The sequence below is a fragment of the Methylobacterium fujisawaense genome, from assembly GCF_014138435.1.
In the GTDB taxonomy this organism is placed as follows: Bacteria; Pseudomonadota; Alphaproteobacteria; order Rhizobiales; family Beijerinckiaceae; genus Methylobacterium; species Methylobacterium fujisawaense.
In genome coordinates this window covers 322,142-343,585 of the sequence record NZ_JACJIM010000002.1, presented here as the reverse complement: position 1 = coordinate 343,585, position 21,444 = coordinate 322,142, and the positions used below count along the sequence as shown (strand labels likewise).

Genomic DNA, 21,444 nt, shown 5'->3' with positions numbered 1-21,444 from the left:
CACGGCCGGAATAGACTTGACACCTTCAAGTGTTTGCGTGCACGTAAGAATTAACGGAGCATGAAGCTCGCGGATGGGGTGCCGGTGGTCATGAGGGCCGCGTGGCGCCCGAGAGCCGAGGCGTTTCCCGCTTGCATCCCCGCCACTCCGCCTAACCGGCATCACGGACCGGCGCGTCCAGTTCTGAACAGGCCCGCTCTGCGCAGCCGGCCGCCTACGGCATGACCCGGCAGGCGCGACCGCTGACGCGCTTGGTCGCGCCGCGCGGCGACACCGCAGCTCGGCCCGGCCTTGCCGGGCGTCGCCGCGCCGGTTGCCGGTCCGGACGGCATTCGCCCGCTGTACCGCCGGCACGTCTGTCTGCCGGCGCAGCACGCTGAGGCACGCCGCTCACGTTGAGCGGCGATGGGAGCGCATCGGCTCGAAGAGATGGAGACCGCGCGATGGATTACATACCTCCCCTGGCTGCCGTCACGGCTGCCACCCAGAAAGCGAACCACGCCGAAGAACTCGGGCTGACGACAGCGAAGACGGCGCCGGCCGCCGTCTCGGCTGCACCGGATCCCCGGTCCATCTACACGCTCTCGCCGGAGGCGGCCGGCGCCGTCTTCGCGCTGGCCGAAACCCAGATCCGGGCGATCGACGCCATGCCGTTCGATCCGCCGGATCGGCGCGGCACCCAGATTGCCGCGGCGGCCATGGCGACGGTCACGGCGACGACGCCTGTCGTCTCTCCGGAAACGACCAAGACGATCGGCGCAGCCAACCGCAACTGGAGCGAGGATGTCCGGCTGGATCACAGTTCATCCCGCGTCGTGGGAACCGACACGGTCGTTCAGTATGACAATCCCCGGGTCATGGCAGCCTGGAGCGCGGCCTTTCCGGACGTGGCTGGCCGGAAGTTCCGGGGCGCGCACCTGTCCGATACGGACTTCCGCTCGGCCCTTCGCCAGTTGGAGATCGATATCGGCTTCCACGGGCCGGAGCGGGAAGTCTACGTTCTGTGCAACAGCGCGCATTTCGAAAGCATCAGTCAGGACAACCCGAAGACGCACTTCAATTGGATCGATGTCGACAACGACGACATCGTTGTGTTCTGGCCGAAATCCGGTGACGAAGCATAGATCCTGGCATGCGGCGGCGCTGGGCTTCACCGTCGTGGTCGATCGGCTTTCCCTCGCCGATCGATCGCAGGCTCAGAGCGCCGGCAGAACGGACCGGACATGGGCGGCGAAGGCCCGCGTGAGCGGAGTGGCATGCGCTCCATCCATGCGGATCGTCAGACCGATGCGCGGCAGCGCCGGCAATCCGCTGCTGCGGGTCAGGATGCGCAGATCGGGCGGGACGGCAGCGCGGGTCAGGACTGCCACGGCCTGCTCGGAGCGCGTCACGGCCAGCAGGCCCGACAGGCTGCCGCTCGCGTAGGCGATCCGGTATGGGCGCCCCGCCTTGTCGAGGGCGGCCCGCGCCGCCCGATGATCGAGGGTATCGGGATCGCCGAGGGCGAGCGGCAGCGGGTCGGGCCAAGCCGCGGGCGCACCGCGCGGCGCGACCCAGACAAGATCCTCGTGCCGGAGGATCTCCCCCTCGGCCGAGCGGGCAACGGAGACCAGCGCCAGATCGAGTCCACCGCGTTGCCATCGCTCCTCCAGACGGGGCGTCGCGGCGCAGACCACCGCGATCGCCGCCGCGGGGTGTCGGGGTGCGAAGCCGCGCAGCAGGGCCGGCAGGAACGCCTGCGCATAATCGTCCGGACAGCCGATCCGCAGCGTGCCGGTGAGACTCCGTCCGGACAATTCAGCCAGGGCGTCGTCGTGCGCGGACAGGATCCGGCGCGCATGAACCAGAAGGCGCTCCCCCTGCACCGTCAGGGAGACCCCGCGCCCCGTCCGCCGCAGAAGCGGCTGCGCGACGAGATCCTCCAGGCGCTTCATCTGCATGCTGAGGGCGGCCTGACTGCGGCTGACCCGCTCCGCCGCCCGGCTCAGGGCGCCGGTCTCCGCCACCGCGGCGAAACTGCGCAGGAGATCGATGTCGAGGCTGTGAGCCATAAGAACCTCTGAACTCTCGGTTCAGAACGATAAGCTTTTCTGCCGTCCGCGGCGGTCCTAGCATGGCGCGGCTGGACCCGGGTGCAGGACCGACGATGACACGGAACGACGACGCCGATTTCTGGACGCGCGCACGTCGGCATCTCGTGCGGTACGGCGGCTCCTTCGCGCCGGTCATCATCGAGCGGGCGGAGGGCAGCTTCGTCTACGACGCGGACGGCCGGAAGATCCTCGATTTCACCTCCGGCCAGATGAGCGCGATCCTGGGCCACGGGCATCCCGAGATCGCCGCGGTGGCCGCGCATCACGTCGGACATCTCGACCACCTGTTCAGCGGCATGCTGAGCCGGCCCGTGGTCGATCTCGCGACGGAGCTGGCCCGGATCGCCCCCGGCGACCTCGAACGGACGCTCCTGCTGACCACCGGCGCAGAGGCCAACGAGGCCGCCCTGCGCATGGCCAAGCTCGCCACGGGCGGCTGGGAGGTCGTGGGCTTCGCGCAATCCTGGCACGGGATGACGGCGGGGGCGGCCGGGGCGACCTACAGCGCCGGCCGCAAGGGCTACGGCCCGGCCTCCGTCGGCTCCTTCGCGATCCCCGCGCCGAACGCCTACCGCCCCACCTTCGAGAAGGACGGAGCCCCCGACTGGCAGACCGAACTCGATTACGCCTTCGCGCTGGTCGACCGGCAATCGACCGGCAACCTCGCGGCGTTCCTGGCCGAGCCGATCCTCAGCTCCGGGGGCATCCTCGAACTGCCACCGGGCTACCTCGCCGCGCTCAAGCGGAAATGCGCGGAGCGGGGGATGCTGCTGATCCTCGACGAGGCCCAGACGGGCATCGGCCGCACGGGCCTGATGTTCGCCTGCGAACGCGACGGCGTGGTCCCGGACATCCTCACCCTGTCGAAGACCCTGGGCGCCGGCCTGCCGCTCGCGGCGGTCCTGACCACGCCGGAGATCGAGGATCTCTGCCACGCCCGCGGGTTCCTGTTCTACACCACGCACGTCTCCGATCCGCTGCCCGCAGCGGTGGGCCTCAAGGTGCTGGAGATCGTCCGGCGCGACGGCCTCGTCGCCCGGGCCGAGGAGGCCGGCGCCCGGCTCGCCACGCGGTTGGGCGCCCTTCAGCAGCGCTTCGCCTGCATCGGCGACCTCCGGGGCCGCGGGCTTCTGCAGGGCGTCGAGATCGTGGCCGACCGGGGCACGAAGGTGCCGGCGCCGGATCTGGGCGATGCGATCACCCGGCGCTGCCTGGACCTCGGGCTGAGCATGAACATCGTGCAGTTGCCGGGCATGGGCGGCGTGTTCCGCATCGCCCCGCCGCTGACCGCCACCGACGAGGAGATCGACCTCGGCGTCGACATCCTGGAGCGGGCGATCGAACTGTCGCTCTGAACGAGCATCGCGCCGCCCGGCCTGCCGTGGCGCTGCTGGATGGTTTCGCAGCGCCCGCACGGATGGGAACCACCGGCCTAGAGGGGTCCGAGCGCGCCGGGGAACGCCTCAGGCGGCCTCGATCTCCGCGCTCACATTCAGCCATTCCTCCTCGGCGGAGGCGAGCGCCTGCGCGGCGTCCGCGCGCATCTTGGCGATCTCGCCGGCCTTGGCGGCGTTCTCCCGGAAGGCGGACCCGTCCTCCAGCGCCGCGTCGATCTTCTGGATCGCCGCGGTCAGCTTGGCCATGCGGGCCTCGATGGCCTCCAGGCGTTTGCGCAGCGGCGCCAGGGCCGCGCGGCGCTCGACGCCGGCCCGGCGCGCCTCGGCCTTCTGGCCGCCGGACGGTTCGGTCTCGCGCTCCGCCTCGCGCTCCGGCCCCGACAGGACGAAGCGCCGGTAATCGTCCATGTCGCCGTCGAAGGTCTTCACCGTGCCGTCCGCGACGAGCCAGAGCCGGTCGGCGCAGGCCTCGACCAGGAAGCGGTCGTGGGACACGAGGATGACGGCCCCTTCGTAGTCGTTGATCGCCTCCACGAGGGCCTGCCGGCTCTCGATGTCGAGGTGGTTGGTCGGCTCATCGAGGATCAGGAGGTGCGGGCCGTGGAAGGCCGCGAGGCCCATGAGCAGGCGCGCCTTCTCGCCGCCCGAGAGCTTCTCGACCGGCGTGTCGGCCTTGTTGGCGCCGAAGCCCAGCCGCGCCGTCGCGGAGCGCACCTTGGCCTCCGGAACGTCCGGCATCAGGGTTCGGACATGCGCGTAGGCGCTCTCGGAGGGCCGCAACTCGTCGAGCTGATGCTGGGCGAAATAGGCGACCTCCATCTTTGAGGAGCGCTTGACCTCGCCGGCCACGGGGCCGAGCCGCCCGCCGATCAGCTTGCAGAAGGTCGACTTGCCGTTGCCGTTCGCGCCCAGCAACGCCACCCGGTCGTCCGGCGCGAGGCTGAGGTCGAGCCCGGTCAGGACGATCCGGTCCCCGTAGCCGGCCTTGACCCGCTCCATCGCCACGATCGGCGGCGACAGGGGCTTCTCCGGGCTCGGCAGGTGGATCACCGGCACGTCGTCGTCGAGCAGCGCCGCGATCGGCTCCATCTTGGCCAGCCGCTTCATCCGCGACTGGGCCTGCCGCGCCTTGGTGGCCTTGGCCTTGAACCGGTCGATGAAGCTCTGGAGATGCGCGCGCTCGGCATCCTGCTTGGCCTTCGCCTTGGCCTGGAGCACCCGCTTCTCCGAGAGCTGCTTGGCGAAGCTCGAATAGCCGCCGCGGTAGATCGTCAGCTTGCCGCGGTCGAGATGCAGGATGTGATCGACGCTGGTGTCGAGCAGGTCGCGGTCGTGGCTGATGATGATGGCGGTGCGCGGATAGCGCTCCAGGTAATCGTACAGCCAGAGCGTACCCTCGATGTCGAGATAGTTGGTCGGCTCGTCGAGGAGCAGCAGGTCCGGCTCCGAGAACAGGACGGCGGCCAGCGCCACGCGCATCCGCCAGCCGCCGGAGAAGTCCGAGCAGGGCCGCCCCTGGGCGGCCGCATCGAACCCCAGGCCGTGCAGGATCGCGGCGGCCCGGGCCGGCGCCGAGTGGGCGCCGATATCGACGAGCCGGGTCTCGATCTCGGCGCGGCGCAAGCCGTCCGCATGCTCGGCCTCCGCCATCAGCCGGGCGCGCTCCGTGTCGGCGGCGAGCACGACGGCGTGCAGCGTCTCCGGCCCGGCCGGTGCCTCCTGGGCAACGGCGCCGATCCGCATGCCCTTGGGCAGCGCCACCGATTTCGCATCCACCGGCAGATCGCCGAGAATGGCCTTGAACAGCGTGGTCTTGCCGGCCCCATTGCGCCCGACGAGACCGACGCGGGCGCCTTCCGGGATCGTGAAGCTCGCGGAATCGAGGATCAGACGGTCGCCGATGCGATAGGTGAGGTCATTGACGCGCAGCATGACGGCGTTCTGGCTGTCCGGACGCGGCGAGGCAAGCGCCGGCTCCGCGCCGACCGGCACGATTCGAGAGGCCTCGGCGTGACGGGTTGGATACCTGATTGAAGCGGAGAATACCTGCCTGGGCGGCTAAAATTTTAACGTAATGCGACTATAATTATCTTGAGCGACGTCTATCCAGATTTCGATAGGCCGATCATTGGTTAGAGTGCGCTCGCACACGTTGGACGCCCGGAACGAGGCGAGCGACGGGGGGAGTTGTTGGGCCAGACCCTGATCTTGACCGACGATCTCGAGCGGGGCGGGCGGCTCGCGCGCAACCTCGGCGGCGGCATTTCCGTGATGTTGCACGACCTCTACGGCGACGCGGCCCCGCCATCGGGCGCCGCATTGATCATCAGCGACGTCAGCGCACTGACCTCCGAATCCGTCCGGCGCCTGCGTCAGGTCCTGTCCACGGTGCGGGCCCCCGGGGTCCCGTTTCTCGCCCTGATCCACGGCAATCTCGGGCGCGGCGAGATCCAGGCGACGGCTCTGGGGGCGACCCGGGTGATGGCGGCCTCCACGGCGAGCGCCCTGCTGCTGAATGCGGTCGCGACCCTGACCGGCGGCGGGCCGGATACGCGATCCGCCCGCCGGTGGCGGCATCAGATCCATGAGGCACATGCGGCCTTCGTCAGCCTGTTCCGGGCCGATCAGGCGCCCCCGCCGGCGGTGGTCGAAAGCGGCGCCGACTTGGTCAATCAGGCCATCCGCGAGGCGAAGGTGCGCAACTGGCTCGACGTCGTCGCGAATTTCGACGACGTCACCCACCGCCACTGCCTGAGCGTGGCCGGGATCGCAGCCGAATTCGCCCGTATTCTGGGGCTCAGCGAGGCCGATTCCCGGTACCTGGTCAAAGGGGCGCTGCTCCACGACATCGGCAAGGCCAAGATCCCGCTCGCCATCCTGAACAAGCCGGCACCGCTGACGCCTCTCGAGCGCAAGGAGATGGATCGTCACCCGGCGCTCGGTCACGCGATGCTGCTGACGGGCGATTATGACGCGCTGACCCTGTCGGTGGTCCGCTCGCACCACGAATATCTCGACGGTTCGGGCTATCCGGACGGCTTGCGCGGGTCGCAGATCCCGGATCTCGTCCGGCTGATCACCATTTGCGACATCTTCGCCGCGCTGATCGAGGCGCGCCCCTACAAGGCGCCGAAATCGGCCCAGGAGGCCTACGCCATCCTGACGCAGATGACCGCGAAGCTCGATGTCGATCTGGTCCGAGCCTTCGGTGAAGTCGCGGCCGCCTGCGAGCCCTCTCGACCTGCCTCCGCCTGAGGCCTCCCCCGGTCTGTCGGCCGCGCCTCAAACGAGTTCCCAGGCCGAGCTGTCGCTCATCAGGGCCGCGACCAGGGCGTGGTTGAGTTCGTGTCCCGTGTGGAAGGCTGAGATGCGGCCCTCGATCGGGTGCCCCGCCAAAGCGAGATCGCCGATGAGATCGAGGATACGGTGCCGCACCGGCTCATCGGGGACCCGCATCCCGCCGAGCACGTGCCCGCGCACGAGGAGCGCCGCCGAGCGGGGCGATACGCCCTGCAGGAAGTCCGTCCCCCGGATGAAGCCGTAGGCGCGCCCCGCCATGGCTCGCAGGTAGCGACCGAAGCTGCGCGCCGGCGCAATCTCCCGCTCGAAGCCTTCAGGCGTGATCGCACCCGACCAGTCGACCGACCCGAAATGCGCCAGCGCGAGGTGGCCGCTGATGTGGAGTCCGTCGCCGGGCTCGATCTGGAGCCGCCGCCGCCCGTTCTCGACCGCAACGGTCCGCAGCAGGCGGATGACCCGGCAGGGCAAGGTCTGCTCGCTCCGGCCCGCGGCCCGGATGGCCTCGCACCACGGCGTGGCGCTGCCGTCGAAGATCGGCAGCTCGTCCGCGTCGATCTCGGCCAGCACGTTGTCGATCCGCAAGGCGCTCAGCGATGCCATGAGGTGTTCGATCGTGCGGACGAGGACCCCCTCCCGCCGCACCGCCGAGGACAGCGGCTGCGATTCCCGAAGTCGCCAATCGGCCGGCACATCGACCGTGCGACCATCCTTCAGACGACGCCGAAAGACGATGCCATGGCCGGCCGGCGCCGGGCTGACGCGGACCGTGGCGTGTCGCCCCGAATGGAGGCTGCGTCCCGACCGCTCGAACGGATGAGACAAGGTCGCCTGAAGACGAGGGCCTGGAGCGGCTGTCGAGAGCGGGAATGGAACGTCTTGATGCATCGAGTCAGGCCGCCGCAGCGGACAGGGAACCTAGCCCTCATGGGTGATCCACGCCAATAAACTCCTGTTCATCGGGACGCGGCTTGACCGTCCAGCCCGCGACCGTCACGATCATTATGCCCGATCGATCCAGCACCGCCCCGGCGGAGCGCGACGTCACTGTACGGGCTGCTCCCGTCCCCAGATCTGCTGGCTGGCCCCCGTCAGGGCAGGGACGGAGGCCGGAGTTGAGGGAACACGATCGATGGCGCGGTTGGGGACGATACCCTTCTTCAAGGATCCGGGCATTGAGCTCGGGCCCTACGAGCCCCGCTGCCACTGGCGCCGCTTCGACGAGAACGAGGTTCTGGTCGACTTCGACGACATCTCCACCGACGTCTACTTCATCGCCTCCGGCGAGGTCCGCATCCTGAACCGGACCCAGTCCGGCAAGGAGGTCATCCTGGGGGAGATGCGAGGCGGGGCCTTCTTCGGCGAACTCGCCGCGATCGACGGGATCGGCCGCTCGGCCAACGTCACGGCGCTGACGCGCGGCGAGGTCTGCGTGGTGCCGGCCCCGGTGTTCCGCCAGATCGTCTTCGCGTCGGAGGCGATCGCCGACCGGCTGTTCCGGCTCCTGGCCAAGCGCGTGCGCGAGCTGAACACGCGGCTGATGGAGCACGCCCTGCTCGATCTCAAGCACCGGCTGTATGCCGAGCTGCTGCGCCTCTCCGTGCCGCGGGCCGGGGCCGGGGGCGAGCGGGTGGTGTCGCCCCCGCCCTACCACCACGTCCTCGCCGCCCGGATCGGCTGCCGGCGGGAGCAGGTGACCCGGGAATTCACCGCGATGGCCGCCGAGGGTCTGGTCGACCGCACCCGCGGCGCCCTCGTCCTGCGGCGGCCGGATCTCCTGGAAGCGCGCGTGGCCGAGGCGCTGCGCGAGGATTCCTGATCCGTTGTCCGGCCTGCCGGCGCCGCGCCTGCGGCTCGAGGAGCTGACCAAACGCTTCGGCACGCACCACGCCGTCGAGGCCGTGACGCTCGATCTCGAGCCGGGGGAGTTCTTCTGCCTGCTCGGGCCATCCGGCTGCGGGAAGAGCACCCTTCTGCGCATGATCGCGGGCTTCGAGAGACCGACCGCCGGGCGGATCCTGCTGGGGGAGGCCGATTTGACCGCGCTGCCGCCCCACCGGCGGCCGGTCAACATGATGTTCCAGTCCTATGCCCTGTTCCCGCACATGAGCGTGGCCGGCAATATCGGCTACGGTCTCAAGGGCCTTGGCCGCGCCGCCGCCGCGAACCGGGTGGCGGACCTGCTCCGGCTCGTGCGCCTCGACGGGTTCGGCGACCGCCGACCCGACACGCTCTCGGGCGGTCAGCGGCAGCGGGTCGCCCTGGCCCGGGCGCTGGCCCGGGAGCCGCAGCTGCTGCTTCTCGACGAGCCGCTCGGCGCCCTGGATCGCGGCCTGCGCGAGGAGACGCAGGGCGAGTTGCGCGCCGTCCAGCGGCGGCTCGGCACCGCCTTTATCGTCGTCACGCACGATCCCGAGGAGGCGATGATGCTTGCCGACCGGATCGGCGTCATGGAAGGCGGGCGCTTGATCCAGGTCGGACCTCCGGCGGAGCTCTACCGACGCCCGGCGAGCCGCTTCGTGGCCGGGCTGCTCGGCGACGTGAACCTCATCCCCGGCCGCCTCGGCGCGGGAGGGCCCGGCGGCGCCCGCGAAGTCGAGACCGCTTATGGCGCCGTGCGGGGCGTCGCGGCGGGCACGTTGGAGACGGGGGCCGCCGTCGTGGTCGCCGTGCGGCCGGAGGACCTCGTTCTCGGCACGGAGGGGCTGCCGGTGGTGATCGCCGATTCCGTCTTTCTCGGAGACAGGCTGCGTCGGACCCTGCGCCTGCCCGACGGCACGACGCTGCGGGCGAGCGGGCGACCGACGGAGGCCGGGCAGGCGCTCGGATCGGCCTCGCATGCCGGCTTCGCGGCCGAGGCCGCCGTGATCCTGCCCGCATGATGCCCATCGCGCCGTCGGACGACCCGCATGGCCGCCCGGAGCGGCGCGATCCGGGTGCCCGCCGGTGAGCGGCCGGATAACGGCACGGCTGTTCGATCGTCTCGTGCGGCTGCCACCCTTCCTCTGGCTGGCGGCGTTTTTCCTGCTGCCGTTCGCGATCACCCTCAAGATCAGCCTGTCGGAGCCGGCGACGGCGATCCCACCCTATTTGCCGGTGCTCGACTGGCGGGCCGGCCTCGACGGCTGGTCGACCTTTCTCGAAGCCCTGAACTTCGACAATTACCTGACGCTCTACGCCGACCCGCTCTATCGGGACGCCGTCCTCGGCTCGCTGACCTACGCCGCCCTGGCCAGCCTGATCCTTGTCGCCCTGGGGACACCGCTCGCCTACGCGCTGGCCCGCGCCCCGTCCCGATGGCAGCCGCTCCTCGTGGCGCTGGTGGTCGTGCCGTTCTGGACCAGCTTCCTGATCCGGGTCTACGCCTGGATCGCGATCCTCAAACCGGAGGGTCTGCTGAACCTCATGCTGATCCGGCTCGGGCTGATCGGCGAGCCGCTCACGATCCTCAACACCGACGCCGCGGTGATCATCGGCCTCGTCTACGCGTATCTGCCCTTCATGGTCCTGCCGCTCTACGCGGTGATGAACCGCCTCGACCCGACGCTGCGGGACGCCGCTGCGGATCTCGGCGCCTCGCCGACCCGGGTGTTCTGGACCGTGACCCTGCCGCTCAGCCTGCCCGGGATCGCGGCCGGCGCGGGCCTGTGCTTCATCCCGATGATCGGCGAGTTCGTGATCCCGGACCTTCTCGGCGGCTCGGAAACCCTGATGCTCGGCCGGGTGCTCTGGACCGAGTTCTTCTCGAACCGCGACTGGCCCCTGGCCTCCGCGGTGGCGGTCCTGATCCTCGCCATCGTCATCGGCCCGGTGGTGCTGTTCCGGGACAGCCTGCGCGCCGGCGAGGGAGAGTCCCCGTGACCTGGGTCACCCGCACCGCCCTCGCGGCCGGCCTCGTCTTCCTCTACGCGCCGATCGTGGTGCTGATCGTCTACTCGTTCAACGCCTCGCCCCTGGTCACGGTCTGGGGCGGTTTCTCGACCCGCTGGTACGGTGCGCTGATGTCCGACGCGCCGCTCATCGCAGCCGCCTGGGTCTCTCTGAAGGTCGCGATCCTCGCGAGCCTGCTCGCCACGATCCTCGGCACCCTCGCAGCCCTGGTCCTCGAGCGGCAGGGCCGCTTCCGCGGACGGGCGCTGTTCACCGGCCTCGTCGTCGGACCGATCGTGATGCCGGAGGTGATGATCGGGCTCTCGCTCCTGCTGATGTTCATCGGGATCGGGCTGGACCGGGGCCTCCTCACGATCGTCATCGCTCACACGACGTTCTGCACGGGCTTCGTGGCGGTGGTGGTCGGGGCGCGCCTGCGCGGTCTCGATCGATCCCTGGAGGAAGCCGCGGCCGACCTCGGCGCGACGCCGGCACGGGTGTTGATGACGGTCACCCTGCCGCTTCTGGCGCCCGCTCTGACCGCCGGGGCCCTCCTCGCCTTCACCCTGTCGCTCGACGACCTCGTCATCGCGAGCTTCGTGTCCGGCCCCGGCTCAACCACGCTGCCGATGCGGCTCTACAGCCAGGTCAGACTCGGGGTGAACCCGGAGATCAACGCGGCCTCGACCCTCCTGGTCGGGCTGGTGAGCGCCGCGGTGCTTCTGGCATCCTGGCTCACGACCCGGCGCGGGCAGGCCTGAGGCCCGTCACTCAGCGGCCTGCGCGGCGGTCGCCCCGACGCGCATCAGTTGCGCCACCGCGAGGGTGACCACGAGATTCACCATCAGCGCCACGATGCCGACATTCACGTCCTGGAGCGGTCCGAGGGCGGAGAGGCTGGACAGGCTGAACCCGCTCAGAACGGTCGCCGCCACGGTGGCGACGCCCGCGACGATGCCGGCCATCGCAGCGCGCCGATCGAGCGGGTTGCGCCGCATCAGGCTGGCGATGAAGCACGGGAAGAGCTGCGTAACGAAGTTGTAGCCCATCAACAGGAGCTGCACGATCGTGTCTCCGCCCGACAGGGTGAAGCCCACGCAGACCAGCGCCAGAACCGGCACCAGAATCTTGCACAGCCGGGCGGTGGCGGCATCGTCCATGCCGGGTCGCAGAGGCCGGACGAGGTTGTTGGCCACCAGCGTCACGCCGGCGATCAGGATCATCGATCCCGGGACCAGAGCGGTCAGCACGCCGGTGGCGCCGATGAGGCCGATGACCCAGGGCGGGAAGGTCGCAAGGGCGAGCTTGAACAGCGACAGATCGACATCCGGGCCGGTGAGGCCGGGCACCTGCATGACGGCCGTGAAGCCGATTACGAACACGAAGAGATTGATCAGCTGGTAGATCGGCAGGATCACGGCGTTTCGCCGGAAGGCGCCGGGCTCGCGCGCCGTGTAGAGCGACGCGAAGGTGTGCGGCCACATGTATCCGCCCAGGGCGGTGAGCAGGACCGTCGTGGTGAACCAGGTCGGGCTCTGGCCGCGATCGGGCAGGGCGAGGAAGCCGGGCTTCGCCGCCTCGATGGCCTGGAACAGCCCTCCATAGCCGCCGTAATAGTGCACCGGCAGGTAGATCCCGAGGAAGACCACTACGAACAGGATGCTGGTGTCCTTGATCACCGCCGTCCAGGCCGAGCCGTGGACGCCCGAGACGACCACGTAGACGGTGAGGGCGGCCGCCCCGATCCAGACCGCGGCGGTCGACGAGATGGCCCCGTAGGACGCTGTGGAGACGATGATCCCCAGGCCCTTGAACTGGAGCACGAGGTAGGGGACCAGCGCCACGATCCCCACCAGAGCCACCAGCATGCCGAGCGCCGGGCTTCGGTACTTGCGGGCGAAGAAATCGGGTTGCGTGTAGAGGCCGTTCTGCTTCGCGTAGCGCCAGACGGGCGGCAGCAGCCAATACGAGGTGACGTAGGCGAGCGTCAGGTAGCAGAGGATGTAGTAGGCCGGGCCGCCCTTGCCGTAGGCGATGCCGGACCCACCCAGGAACGTAAAGGTCGTGTAGATCTCGCCGGCCATCAGCAGGAAGACGAGGGTGGTGCCGAAGCCCCGGCCGCCCACCGTCCACTGTTCCAGGCCCATCTCACGACCCAGCCGTGCGTAGAGCCCGAGGCCGATCGCCAGCGCGAATCCGGCCGCCACGATGATGAGGGCGACGCTCATCGCGGATCCTCCGGGCTTCGGTTCTGGGGATCGGTGAGATAGATCACCGCCATCACCGCCGAGGTCCCGATCACGCAGAACACCAGCCAGGCGAGGAGCAGCGGCAGGCCGAGAACGAAGGGTTCGACCCGGTTCAGAAAGAACGGACCGATCAGGATGCCCAGAAAGGGCAGGGCGGCGAGCCACCGCAGATTTCGCATGCGCGATACCGTCCAGAAGGCCCCGATACCGCGGGTTGAATCAGTCGCGACGGACTGTCAACCTGACGGAGCCACCTCGATGCGCAGACAGATCAATCTTACGTGTTGTGCGCTCGCGCACGCGGCCCCGGGTCCGGCACGCCTAATCTCGTGCGGCTTCGCGACGTTCGGCGCCGCGGATGCACGAGGGATTTCGCGCGATGAAACCGACCCTGACCATCGCCGCGCTGGCGGCGCTTCTCGCCGTTCCGACGGTCCAGGCTGAGGCACGGCCGCGTCAGGCGGCCGCCAAGGTCCAGCTCAGCGCCGCACTCAAGGCGCGCCAGACCGTCATGAACGATTTCAACGCCCGCATGAGCCGCCTCGACGCGCTCATGGGTGTGCCGAAATCGTCGTCGGTTCGCGCTCGCTCCGCCGAAGCCGGGCGCTAGAGTCGAGCACCACGCGTTCGACGCGACCGGCTCATCGGTTCAGCGACCGAGACCGCCCGCCTCTTCGACGAAGCGCGCGACGGAATCCGCGCCCGCCCCCTCCCGCAAGGACGCGAACACGTAGGGCCGCGCGCCGCGCATCCGCTGCGTGTCGGATTCCATGACCGACAGGTCGGCGCCGACGAGGGGCGCGAGGTCGGTCTTGTTGACGATCAGCAGATCCGAGCGCGTGATGCCCGGGCCGCCCTTGCGGGGGATCTTCTCGCCGCCGGCGACGTCGATGACGTAGAGGGTGATGTCGGCGAGTTCGGGCGAGAACGTCGCCGCGAGATTGTCGCCCCCGGATTCGATCAGGACTAGATCGAGCTTGGGGAACCGCCGGGTCATCTCGGCGACGGCGGCGAGGTTGATCGAAGCGTCCTCTCGGATCGCGGTGTGCGGGCAGCCGCCGGTCTCGACACCGAGAATGCGCTCCTCGGGGAGGGCGCCGGCTACGGTCAGGATGCGCGCATCCTCCTTCGTGTAGATGTCGTTGGTGATCGCACAGATCTCGTAGCGGTCGCGGAAGCGCTTGCAGAGCTGCTCCATCAGGGCGGTCTTGCCGGAGCCGACGGGACCGCCGATGCCGACGCGGAGGGGGCCGTTCGAGGAGGTCATGCTTCGGGCTCAGGATCGGAAGATGCGGGAATATTGAGTCTCGTGCCGAAAGGAGCCGAGATCCAGGCGGAAGGTTGCGGCACCGAGGGCGTCGAGCCCCGCCTCAGCGGCGGCGGCGGCCAGCGGCACGAGCCGCGGAGCAAGGGCGGCGATCACCCGGGTCCCGGCTGCCTGGCCCACGGGCGCCGCCCGCAGGGCCGCCGAGACGAGGTTCTGAAGGAAGGCGAGGCCGTAGACGGCGAGAACCGACGCCAGCGCCATGCGATGCGCCCCGGCGGCGAGCCCGACGGCGACCGGGTAGGCGACCGGACCAGGCAGTTCTTCGGAGAGCGCCGCAAGCGCCGGGCAGGGCCAGGCGCCGCGTGTCGCGTCCAGAAAGCTCCGCCCCTGCTGGCTCGTCTCGAGGTGCAGTTCCCGGGACGGGGCGAGGGCGAGCGCGAGATCGTTGACGGCGATGAGGCCGACGCCGTCGGAGGCGCCTGCCGCCCGGTGGGCCTCGGCCGCGAGGATCAGGTCGTTGCGCAGGGCGCCGCGGGTACAGACGTCCTCGAGCCACAGCGTCAGGCCGGCCTCGTCGCGGATATCTCCGGCTTCGACAGCCCATTCCAGGCCGTGCGAGTAGGCGTAGGCGCCCACCGGGTAACCCGGCGACAGCCACGCCATCAGACGCAGCGAATCCAGGGTTTCAGCCGCCGGCATGGTGGTGATGGTGGTGGCCGCCGTGGGAATGGTCATGCTCGTGGGCGTGGCCGCCGGAATAGGCACCGCCCTCGGGCCGGAACGGTCGCTCCACGGGCTCGGCGGTGCCGCCGAGACCGCGCACCATCTCGGCGAGCACATGGTCATCGGCGATCCACACCGCGTCCGCGCCGATCTCGGCGGGGATGTGCCGGTTGCCGATGTGCCAGATCAGGCGCTTGAGGGCATGGTCGTCCGGTGCGCGGATCTCCAGAAGGCGCTCCGGCGCCGCCTCGACCCAGACGAGGCGGCCGTCCTGCAGGATTAGGGCGTCGCCGTCCTCCAGCACGGCCGGCTCCGGCAGGTCGAGCAGGAAGCCCAGCCCGCCTGCGCCGCGCATGGCGACCCGGCGGCGATGCCGGTCGCCGTGATCGAGCACGACGCGGTCGACGATCTCGCCGCCGGACAGGGCGTCCCGGCGAAGGATGCGGGTGGCGCGAATCATCGGACGGGACCGCTCAGAACAGGAAGTAGCGCTGCGCCATGGGCAGCACCTCGGCGGGCTCGCAGACCAGCAGCTCGCCGTCGGCCCGGACGTCGTAGGTCTCGGGATCCACCTCGATCTCGGGCGTGGCGTCGTTGAGGATCATGCTTTTCTTCGAGATGCCGCCGCGCACATTCTCCACGGCCACCAGGTCCTTCTGGACGCCGAGCCGTTCCCGCAGGCCGTCGTCGACGGCGGCCTTGGAGACGAAGGTCAGGGCGGTGGCGAAGGGGACCCGACCGTAGGCACCGAACATCGGCCGGTAATGCACCGGCTGCGGCGTCGGGATCGAGGCGTTCGGGTCGCCCATGGGGGCGGCCGCGATGCTGCCGCCCTTCAGCACGAGATCGGGCTTCACCCCGAAGAAGGCCGGCGTCCAGAGGACGAGGTCGGCGAGCTTGCCGGGCTCCACCGAGCCGATGTGCCGGGAGATGCCGTGCGCGATGGCCGGGTTGATCGTGTATTTGGCGATGTAGCGGCGCGCCCGCAGGTTGTCGGTGCCGGAGGCATCCCCCGGCAGCGCGCCCCGCTGCCGCTTCATCTTGTCGGCGGTCTGCCACGTGCGGATGATGACCTCGCCGACCCGGCCCATGGCCTGGCTGTCGGAGGACATCATCGAGAGCGCGCCGATATCGTGCAGGATGTCCTCGGCCGCGATGGTCTCGCGCCGGATCCGGCTCTCCGCGAAGGCGAGATCCTCGGGGATCGACGGGTCGAGGTGGTGGCAGACCATGAGCATGTCGAGATGCTCGTCGATCGTGTTCCACGTGTAGGGCCGCGTCGGGTTCGTGGACGACGGGAGCACGTTCGGCAGCCCGGCGACCTTGATGATGTCGGGGGCGTGCCCGCCGCCGGCGCCCTCGGTGTGGAAGGCGTGGATCGTCCGGCCCTTGAAGGCGGCGATCGTGTCCTCGACGAAGCCCGATTCGTTGAGCGTGTCGGTGTGGATCATGACCTGGATGTCGTGGGCATCGGCCACGGACAGGCAGGTGTCGATCGCCGCGGGCGTGGTGCCCCAATCCTCGTGCAGCTTCAACGCGCAGGCACCCGCCCGCACCATCTCGACGAGGCTGTCCGGCCGGGACGCATTGCCCTTGCCGGCGAAGGCGAGATTCATCGGGAAGGCGTCAGCCGCCTCGATCATCCGGGCGATGTGCCAGGGGCCCGGGGTGCAGGTGGTGGCGAAGGTGCCGTGGGCCGGCCCAGTGCCGCCGCCGAGCATCGTGGTGATCCCCGAGCAGAGCGCCTCCTCGATCTGCTGCGGGCAAATGAAGTGGATGTGGCTGTCGAAGCCGCCCGCCGTCAGAATCTTGCCCTCGCCGGCGATGACCTCCGTGCCCGGGCCTACCACGATGTCGATTCCGGGCTGCACATCCGGGTTGCCGGCCTTGCCGAGCTTGAAGATCCGGCCGCGGACGATTCCGACATCGCATTTAACGATGCCCCAATGGTCGAGGACCACGGCGTTGGTGATCACCGTGTCGACGGCGCCGTCGGCGTTGGTCGCCTGGCTCTGGCCCATGCCGTCGCGGATGACCTTGCCGCCGCCGAACTTCACCTCCTCACCGTAGGTGGTGAAGTCGCGCTCGACCGTGATCTCCAGGCTGGTATCGGCGAGGCGGATACGGTCGCCGACCGTGGGGCCGAACATGTCGGCGTAGGCGGACCGGGGCAGGCTGGCGGGCTTGGGCGAATTGGCCATGGTCAGAGCTTGCCCATCACGTCGCCGCGGAAACCGTACACGGTGCGTCCGCCGGAGAGCGGCACCAGCGCGACCTCCCGCGTCGATCCCGGCTCGAAACGCACGGCGGTGCCCGGCGCGATGTCGAGGCGCTTGCCGCGGGCCTGCTCCCGCTCGAACACGAGGCCCGGATTGACCTCGAAGAAGTGATAGTGCGAGCCGACCTGGATCGGCCGGTCCCCGACATTGGCGACTTCGAGCACGGTCCGCTCGGCGTCTGCGTTGAAGACGATCTCGCCGGGCAGCGTCGTCACGGCCCCGGGGACGTCTGCCGAGGCCGTCCCCCGGATCGGGTGGTGCACGGTGACGAGCTTTGTCCCGTCCGGGAAGGTGGCCTCGACCTGGATGTCGTGGATCATCTCCGGCACGCCCTCCATGACCTGATCGCTGGTCAGCACTTTGGCGCCGGCCTGCATCAGATCGGCCACGGTGCGGCCGTCCCGGGCGCCCTCGACCACGAAATCGGTGATCAGCGCCACCGCCTCCGGGTGGTTGAGCTTCACGCCCCGTGCGAGGCGGTTGCGCGCCACCTGTGCCGCCATGGCGATCAGCAGCTTGTCCTTTTCGCGGGGTGTCAGCAGCACGGGCAACCTCGTCGTCGTGGCCGCCGGAGCAAGGATCATGCGCGTTGCGCGGTCAAGGCCAAGGCGGGCCCCGTGGAGACGCTTCGGGCCATCGACGGTCGGGGGCCGCTCAGGGTCCCGGCGACGTCACGAGGTCATGGCGATGAACCCGGCGAACAGGTCCGGCAGGGACTCGCCCTTGACGGCGCCCGGCAGGTCGCGGGGATGGATGAACTCGTCCCGGAACCAGGGATAGCGCTTCGGATCGAAGGACGCCCGCAGCCAGTCGATCGTCCGCCGCACGCGGCCGATCCGCTCCGCATCCGGGTGATAGGTCAGCCAGATGTCGACGCCGAAGCGGCCGAGATTGTCCACCGGGACGACCTGCGCGCCGATCGCGCTGGCATAGGTCGGCAGGAGGCCGATCCCGGCGCCCTTCGCGATCGCCCAGTAATACGCGCTGCTGACATTGATCTTCAGGGTGATCGGCACCGTCGCGGGAAAGCCCGGCACTGAGCGCACGTAATCCTCGAGGCGCATGGTCTGGCTGCCGTCCTGAACCACGATCCGGTGGCGCGCGAGATCCTCGGGGCGATCGGGAAGCCCATACGTCTCCACGTAGCTCCGCCCGGCATAGGGCACCATGTGGATGCGGCCGAGCTTGACGACGCGCAGGTCCGGGCTCGTCGGGCGCGTCAGCTGGATGGCAACGTCCGCTTCAAGCCGCAGGACGTCGGCGGATTCCATGGCGCAGCGCAGGTCGACGGTCAGGCGCGGATTGGCGCGCTGGAACTCGACGAGCCGCGGCGCGAGCCAGAACGCCCCCAGCCCCTCCGTCACCGCGATGCGGACCTCGCCGGTCTCGGCGAACGGAGCGACCTCGCCCGTGCGCACCAGGCTGAACGCCGCAGCCTCCATGCGGTTGGCCGCGTCCAGGATCGCCTGGCCCTCGGTGGTCAGACGGATCCCGTCGACATGGCGCGTCATCAGCGGGGCACCGATCAGGGCCTCGAGATCGCCGATCCGGCGACGCACCGAATTCACGGACAGGCCGAGCTTGGCGGCCGCCGATCGGAAGCTTCCGGACCGCTGGAGCGTCAGGAAGACTCGGATGCTCTGCCAGTCGGGCATCGAGCCCCGGCTTGCCTCCGTCTGTTCCATCGACGGAACACCCCTGTTTCAATTTTTGCACATACAGCCAGAGCGCTAGATGCGAAGTGCTGGACCGTCAATCCGAAACCGAATGACAGGTCATCCGATGACACTGCACATGGCTCGCGGCCAGTTCGTGGCGGGGGATACGGATCAACTTGGTCCAGCGTCAGTCACTGTGGAGCCGCGGCATGACCTGAGCATGTTGCGCGTCGATCGTATCGCCCGTCATCTCGTCGTATTCATGCCGGCGCCGGACGATCTCAGACGCCTGATCGAAGATGCGCGTACAGATCTGCCGGATCTGGCACCCCTGCACGTCGTGCAGCGCGTGATGTCGATCAATCCGGACAGCGTCCTGGCGATTGCCCAGAAACACAAGTTCGATGCGGCACATCCGCAGGGCGACGGCTTCGTCGCCTGCCTGATGCTGAATGCGGCCGGCCTGGCCGCGCTCAAGACGGGAACGCTCGATGCGTCGGATCCACCGGCCGCGATGCTGGCCGGTCAGCACGAACGTCCGGCCGGGATCTATGTCTGGGCGGTCTACGCGCGGCGGCGGCTTGCCGGTGGCGTCAGCCTCGTCTTCGACCGTCTGTCGAGCCCAACCTATCGCGGCGTCGATTTCTACGCCCGGGCGGCGACGCCCGAGGGCGCGGATCTGCTCACGACGCTCGGCTTCACGGTCCGCAAGACCGGCTGTGTGGACCTGTACCATTTCGCCCGCGGGCCGAAGACGGAGGCCGCACCGCTCTACGACAGCCACAAGCCGGGCGGGGCCGGCACCAGCGTCGCGGTCGCGCGGAACCTGGAGGATCTGTCTCGGGTCATCGCCCTGCGCGCCGCCGTGTACATGGCAGAGCAGGCCTGCCCCTACGAGGAGGAGTTCGACGGCAACGACCTCTCGGCGACGCACCTGATCGGCTATGTCGGGGACGAGCCGGCGGGCTGCCTGCGCATCCGGTTCTTCGCGGATTTCGCCAAGATCGAGCGACTTGCGGTCCGGGCCGAGTTCCGCAACACCCGCTTGGCCTTCGCCCTGGTCCGGGCCGGCATCGAACTCGCGCGGGTGAAGGGCTACCGCCGGCTCTACGGCCACGCCCAGAAGCGCCTCGTCGGCTTCTGGAGCCGCTTCGGCTTCCGGATCTTCGACGGTGCGCAGGAACTGGTCTTCTCGGACTTCGACTACGTCGAGATGCTGATGGAGGCAGAGCCGCATCCGCAGGCCATCGGGCTCGGCGCCGACCCCTATGTCATCATCCGGCCGGAAGGACGCTGGCACCGGGCGGGGACCCTCGACCGGTCTCGCAGCCGGGCCGTGACGCGGCCCTCCGTGGACCGGACGGTGGCGGCGCGATGAACCGGCCGATCAATCCGGCGCTGTATCGCCGGCCCCGCAGCGTCCCGGTTCTGGTGCTGGTGGACATGCAGCAGGAATACGAGATCGCCGGGCGTCCGCTCGCCCTGTCGGGGATCGAGCCCGCGCTCCAAAACTGCCGCCGCGCCCTCGCGCATGCCCGCGCGAGCGGCATACAGGTGGCCTATGTCCGCTGGGTCGGGGCGCCGCTGTTCCAGGCGGGCAGCCGCTACGCCCGCTGGATCGAGGGGTTCGAGCCCCACGGCTGCGACATGATCTTCGACCGGGACCGCCCCTCCTGCTACGCGAGCCCCGCCTTCGCCGACGCGATGGAGCGCGGAAGCCCGCCCCTGGTCATGGCGGGCTTCGCCGCCGAATCCTCCTGCCTCGCGACGGCGGTCGACGGCTTCCACCGGGGTCAGGACGTGACCTTCCTGTCCGATGCCTCCGCCAGCCACGATCTGGAGGACATCGGCGCCGAAGAGATCCACCGGTCGGTGAGCGCGGTGATGCGGGTCTTCGGCGACGTCACGGACACGCAATCGTGGATAGCGACCTCCTCGCCGTTCAAGCCCATGCCAGCCGCCCCGAGATCGAGGCACGACAATGACTGACCGCGCCCAGAGCCACGGGATGCCGGAGGACGACCCAGCGGGCGAAGAGGACGTGACCCTCCGTCTTGGCCGCCACGCGATCCAGCTGCTGCAGGCGGCGCGCGATGCCGGCGAGCCGAAGCTGATCGCACAGGCCGAAGCCATGGCGATGGCGGTCGGCTTCGTCCTGGCGAGCCGCATTCAGGACGGGATGCCGGAGACCGATTGATCAGTCGGTTCCGTCGTCTCCGCCGATCAGGCGCATGGCGCGCAGGCGTGCCATGCGCTCGTCCCGCGCGCGCCTGTCGGCCGCGAGGGCGCGCCAGAGGGCCAGAAGCTCGGTCTCGTGAGGCGTGTCGAGGGTTTCGTCGGCGTCGTGCGCCGTTCCGGTGTGATCGAAGGCGTCCATCTTCGTAGTCCTGCGCCTTGAGTTGCGTTGGGCTAACAGCACGGCATCGCGATCGTCCAGCCCGAAAGATGTGCAGAGCCTGTACAAGCCGCGTGGATCGTCACGCCCGGGCGAATCCATAACCGGCAAACGAGCACCGACGCCGCGGCAACGCGCCGTCCCATTCGACTGCCGGGACCTGCCAGAAACGCCGGGGTACCAATATTGTGCAGGGCTGGATCAAGGGCCTTTTTT

General features: G+C 69.3%; 24 protein-coding genes. 11 read left to right on the top strand and 13 right to left on the bottom strand.

Going from position 1 to position 21,444, the window contains the following annotated elements; all coding sequences use genetic code 11:
* The first annotated feature begins 395 nt into the window (after positions 1-395).
* On the top strand, positions 396-1,124 hold the full coding sequence (locus GGQ91_RS06555; RefSeq protein ID WP_246410592.1) for a hypothetical protein: 729 nt from the start codon (positions 396-398) through the stop codon (positions 1,122-1,124).
* A 72-nt stretch (positions 1,125-1,196) separates the two neighbouring features.
* Here the strand turns inward: GGQ91_RS06555 and GGQ91_RS06550 are convergent, their stop codons facing one another.
* Positions 1,197-2,051 carry a LysR family transcriptional regulator gene (locus tag GGQ91_RS06550; protein WP_182591621.1) on the bottom strand — a complete coding sequence of 285 codons (855 nt, stop codon included), beginning with the start codon at positions 2,049-2,051 and terminating at the stop codon, positions 1,197-1,199.
* Positions 2,052-2,146: 95 nt separating this feature from the next.
* On the opposite strand from GGQ91_RS06550, the gene GGQ91_RS06545 reads away from it, so the two are divergent.
* Positions 2,147-3,448, top strand: coding sequence for an aspartate aminotransferase family protein (locus GGQ91_RS06545; protein WP_182591620.1), 1,302 nt, complete (start codon positions 2,147-2,149; stop codon positions 3,446-3,448).
* Between the two features lie 108 nt (positions 3,449-3,556).
* On the opposite strand, the gene GGQ91_RS06540 is transcribed toward GGQ91_RS06545, so the two are convergent.
* A complete protein-coding gene (locus GGQ91_RS06540; protein WP_043380004.1) occupies positions 3,557-5,422 on the bottom strand; it encodes an ABC-F family ATP-binding cassette domain-containing protein in 1,866 nt (621 codons plus the stop codon).
* A 276-nt stretch (positions 5,423-5,698) separates the two neighbouring features.
* On the opposite strand from GGQ91_RS06540, the gene GGQ91_RS06535 reads away from it, so the two are divergent.
* Positions 5,699-6,745, top strand: a complete 1,047-nt coding sequence (locus GGQ91_RS06535) for an HD-GYP domain-containing protein (RefSeq protein ID WP_246410591.1) — start codon at positions 5,699-5,701, stop codon at positions 6,743-6,745.
* A gap of 27 nt (positions 6,746-6,772) precedes the next feature.
* Here the strand turns inward: GGQ91_RS06535 and GGQ91_RS06530 are convergent, their stop codons facing one another.
* Positions 6,773-7,675 carry a UDP-3-O-acyl N-acetylglycosamine deacetylase gene (locus GGQ91_RS06530; RefSeq protein WP_182591618.1) on the bottom strand — a complete coding sequence of 301 codons (903 nt, stop codon included), beginning with the start codon at positions 7,673-7,675 and terminating at the stop codon, positions 6,773-6,775.
* Between the two features lie 244 nt (positions 7,676-7,919).
* On the opposite strand from GGQ91_RS06530, the gene GGQ91_RS06525 reads away from it, so the two are divergent.
* The 4 genes from GGQ91_RS06525 (at position 7,920) to GGQ91_RS06510 (ending at position 11,418) form a co-directional block, all read left to right on the top strand.
* Positions 7,920-8,606 carry a Crp/Fnr family transcriptional regulator gene (locus GGQ91_RS06525; RefSeq protein WP_043353212.1) on the top strand — a complete coding sequence of 229 codons (687 nt, stop codon included), beginning with the start codon at positions 7,920-7,922 and terminating at the stop codon, positions 8,604-8,606.
* A 4-nt stretch (positions 8,607-8,610) separates the two neighbouring features.
* Entirely contained in the window at positions 8,611-9,669 is a 1,059-nt protein-coding gene (locus GGQ91_RS06520) for an ABC transporter ATP-binding protein (protein ID WP_100793968.1), read from the top strand.
* 64 nt (positions 9,670-9,733) lie between these two features.
* On the top strand, positions 9,734-10,648 hold the full coding sequence (locus tag GGQ91_RS06515) for an ABC transporter permease (protein WP_043758056.1): 915 nt from the start codon (positions 9,734-9,736) through the stop codon (positions 10,646-10,648).
* Complete coding sequence (locus tag GGQ91_RS06510; RefSeq protein ID WP_043758053.1) at positions 10,645-11,418, top strand: ABC transporter permease; 774 nt, start codon at positions 10,645-10,647, stop codon at positions 11,416-11,418. Before GGQ91_RS06515 ends, GGQ91_RS06510 begins: the two co-directional genes overlap by 4 nt.
* Before the next feature lie 6 nt (positions 11,419-11,424).
* Here the strand turns inward: GGQ91_RS06510 and GGQ91_RS06505 are convergent, their stop codons facing one another.
* Both GGQ91_RS06505 and GGQ91_RS06500 read right to left on the bottom strand, forming a co-directional pair.
* Positions 11,425-12,885 carry a sodium:solute symporter family protein gene (locus GGQ91_RS06505; protein WP_182591617.1) on the bottom strand — a complete coding sequence of 487 codons (1,461 nt, stop codon included), beginning with the start codon at positions 12,883-12,885 and terminating at the stop codon, positions 11,425-11,427.
* Positions 12,882-13,085 carry a DUF3311 domain-containing protein gene (locus tag GGQ91_RS06500; protein ID WP_043353201.1) on the bottom strand — a complete coding sequence of 68 codons (204 nt, stop codon included), beginning with the start codon at positions 13,083-13,085 and terminating at the stop codon, positions 12,882-12,884. Before GGQ91_RS06500 ends, GGQ91_RS06505 begins: the two co-directional genes overlap by 4 nt.
* A 200-nt stretch (positions 13,086-13,285) precedes the next feature.
* Between GGQ91_RS06500 and GGQ91_RS06495 the strand changes: the two genes are divergently transcribed.
* Entirely contained in the window at positions 13,286-13,516 is a 231-nt protein-coding gene (locus GGQ91_RS06495) for a hypothetical protein (protein ID WP_043353199.1), read from the top strand.
* A gap of 39 nt (positions 13,517-13,555) precedes the next feature.
* Here GGQ91_RS06495 and ureG read toward each other — a convergent pair whose 3' ends face one another.
* The 7 genes from ureG to GGQ91_RS28055 all read right to left on the bottom strand — a co-directional run bounded on the left by ureG (position 13,556) and on the right by GGQ91_RS28055 (position 19,365).
* Positions 13,556-14,173: an urease accessory protein UreG gene (gene ureG / locus GGQ91_RS06490; protein ID WP_043353197.1), complete on the bottom strand. Its 618-nt coding sequence runs from the start codon at positions 14,171-14,173 to the stop codon at positions 13,556-13,558.
* A 9-nt stretch (positions 14,174-14,182) separates the two neighbouring features.
* Complete coding sequence (locus GGQ91_RS06485) at positions 14,183-14,908, bottom strand: urease accessory protein UreF (RefSeq protein WP_455709729.1); 726 nt, start codon at positions 14,906-14,908, stop codon at positions 14,183-14,185.
* Complete coding sequence (locus GGQ91_RS06480; protein ID WP_182591616.1) at positions 14,859-15,356, bottom strand: urease accessory protein UreE; 498 nt, start codon at positions 15,354-15,356, stop codon at positions 14,859-14,861. Before GGQ91_RS06480 ends, GGQ91_RS06485 begins: the two co-directional genes overlap by 50 nt.
* 13 nt (positions 15,357-15,369) lie before the next feature.
* Positions 15,370-17,097: an urease subunit alpha gene (ureC, locus tag GGQ91_RS06475; RefSeq protein WP_043379983.1), complete on the bottom strand. Its 1,728-nt coding sequence runs from the start codon at positions 17,095-17,097 to the stop codon at positions 15,370-15,372.
* Positions 17,098-17,099: 2 nt separating this feature from the next.
* Entirely contained in the window at positions 17,100-17,720 is a 621-nt protein-coding gene (locus tag GGQ91_RS06470) for an urease subunit gamma (RefSeq protein ID WP_051975955.1), read from the bottom strand.
* Between the two features lie 126 nt (positions 17,721-17,846).
* Complete coding sequence (locus tag GGQ91_RS06465; RefSeq protein WP_182591615.1) at positions 17,847-18,860, bottom strand: LysR family transcriptional regulator; 1,014 nt, start codon at positions 18,858-18,860, stop codon at positions 17,847-17,849.
* A gap of 160 nt (positions 18,861-19,020) precedes the next feature.
* Entirely contained in the window at positions 19,021-19,365 is a 345-nt protein-coding gene (locus GGQ91_RS28055; protein WP_246410590.1) for a hypothetical protein, read from the bottom strand.
* Here GGQ91_RS28055 and GGQ91_RS06460 point away from each other — a divergent pair.
* Genes GGQ91_RS06460 through GGQ91_RS06450 form a run of 3 tightly spaced genes read left to right on the top strand, consistent with a single transcriptional unit; the run spans position 19,348 to position 21,030 of the window.
* The gene (locus GGQ91_RS06460; protein WP_246410589.1) at positions 19,348-20,211 is read left to right on the top strand and encodes a GNAT family N-acetyltransferase; all 864 of its coding nucleotides are present in this window, start codon (positions 19,348-19,350) and stop codon (positions 20,209-20,211) included. The two genes, GGQ91_RS28055 and GGQ91_RS06460, sit on opposite strands and share 18 nt — an antisense overlap.
* Positions 20,208-20,822, top strand: coding sequence for a cysteine hydrolase family protein (locus tag GGQ91_RS06455; RefSeq protein WP_043353190.1), 615 nt, complete (start codon positions 20,208-20,210; stop codon positions 20,820-20,822). The genes GGQ91_RS06460 and GGQ91_RS06455 overlap by 4 nt, the downstream gene beginning before the upstream one ends.
* Positions 20,815-21,030 carry a hypothetical protein gene (locus GGQ91_RS06450; protein ID WP_182591614.1) on the top strand — a complete coding sequence of 72 codons (216 nt, stop codon included), beginning with the start codon at positions 20,815-20,817 and terminating at the stop codon, positions 21,028-21,030. Before GGQ91_RS06455 ends, GGQ91_RS06450 begins: the two co-directional genes overlap by 8 nt.
* Here the strand turns inward: GGQ91_RS06450 and GGQ91_RS06445 are convergent, their stop codons facing one another.
* Positions 21,031-21,210 carry a hypothetical protein gene (locus tag GGQ91_RS06445; protein WP_182591613.1) on the bottom strand — a complete coding sequence of 60 codons (180 nt, stop codon included), beginning with the start codon at positions 21,208-21,210 and terminating at the stop codon, positions 21,031-21,033.
* Positions 21,211-21,444 lie beyond the last annotated feature (234 nt).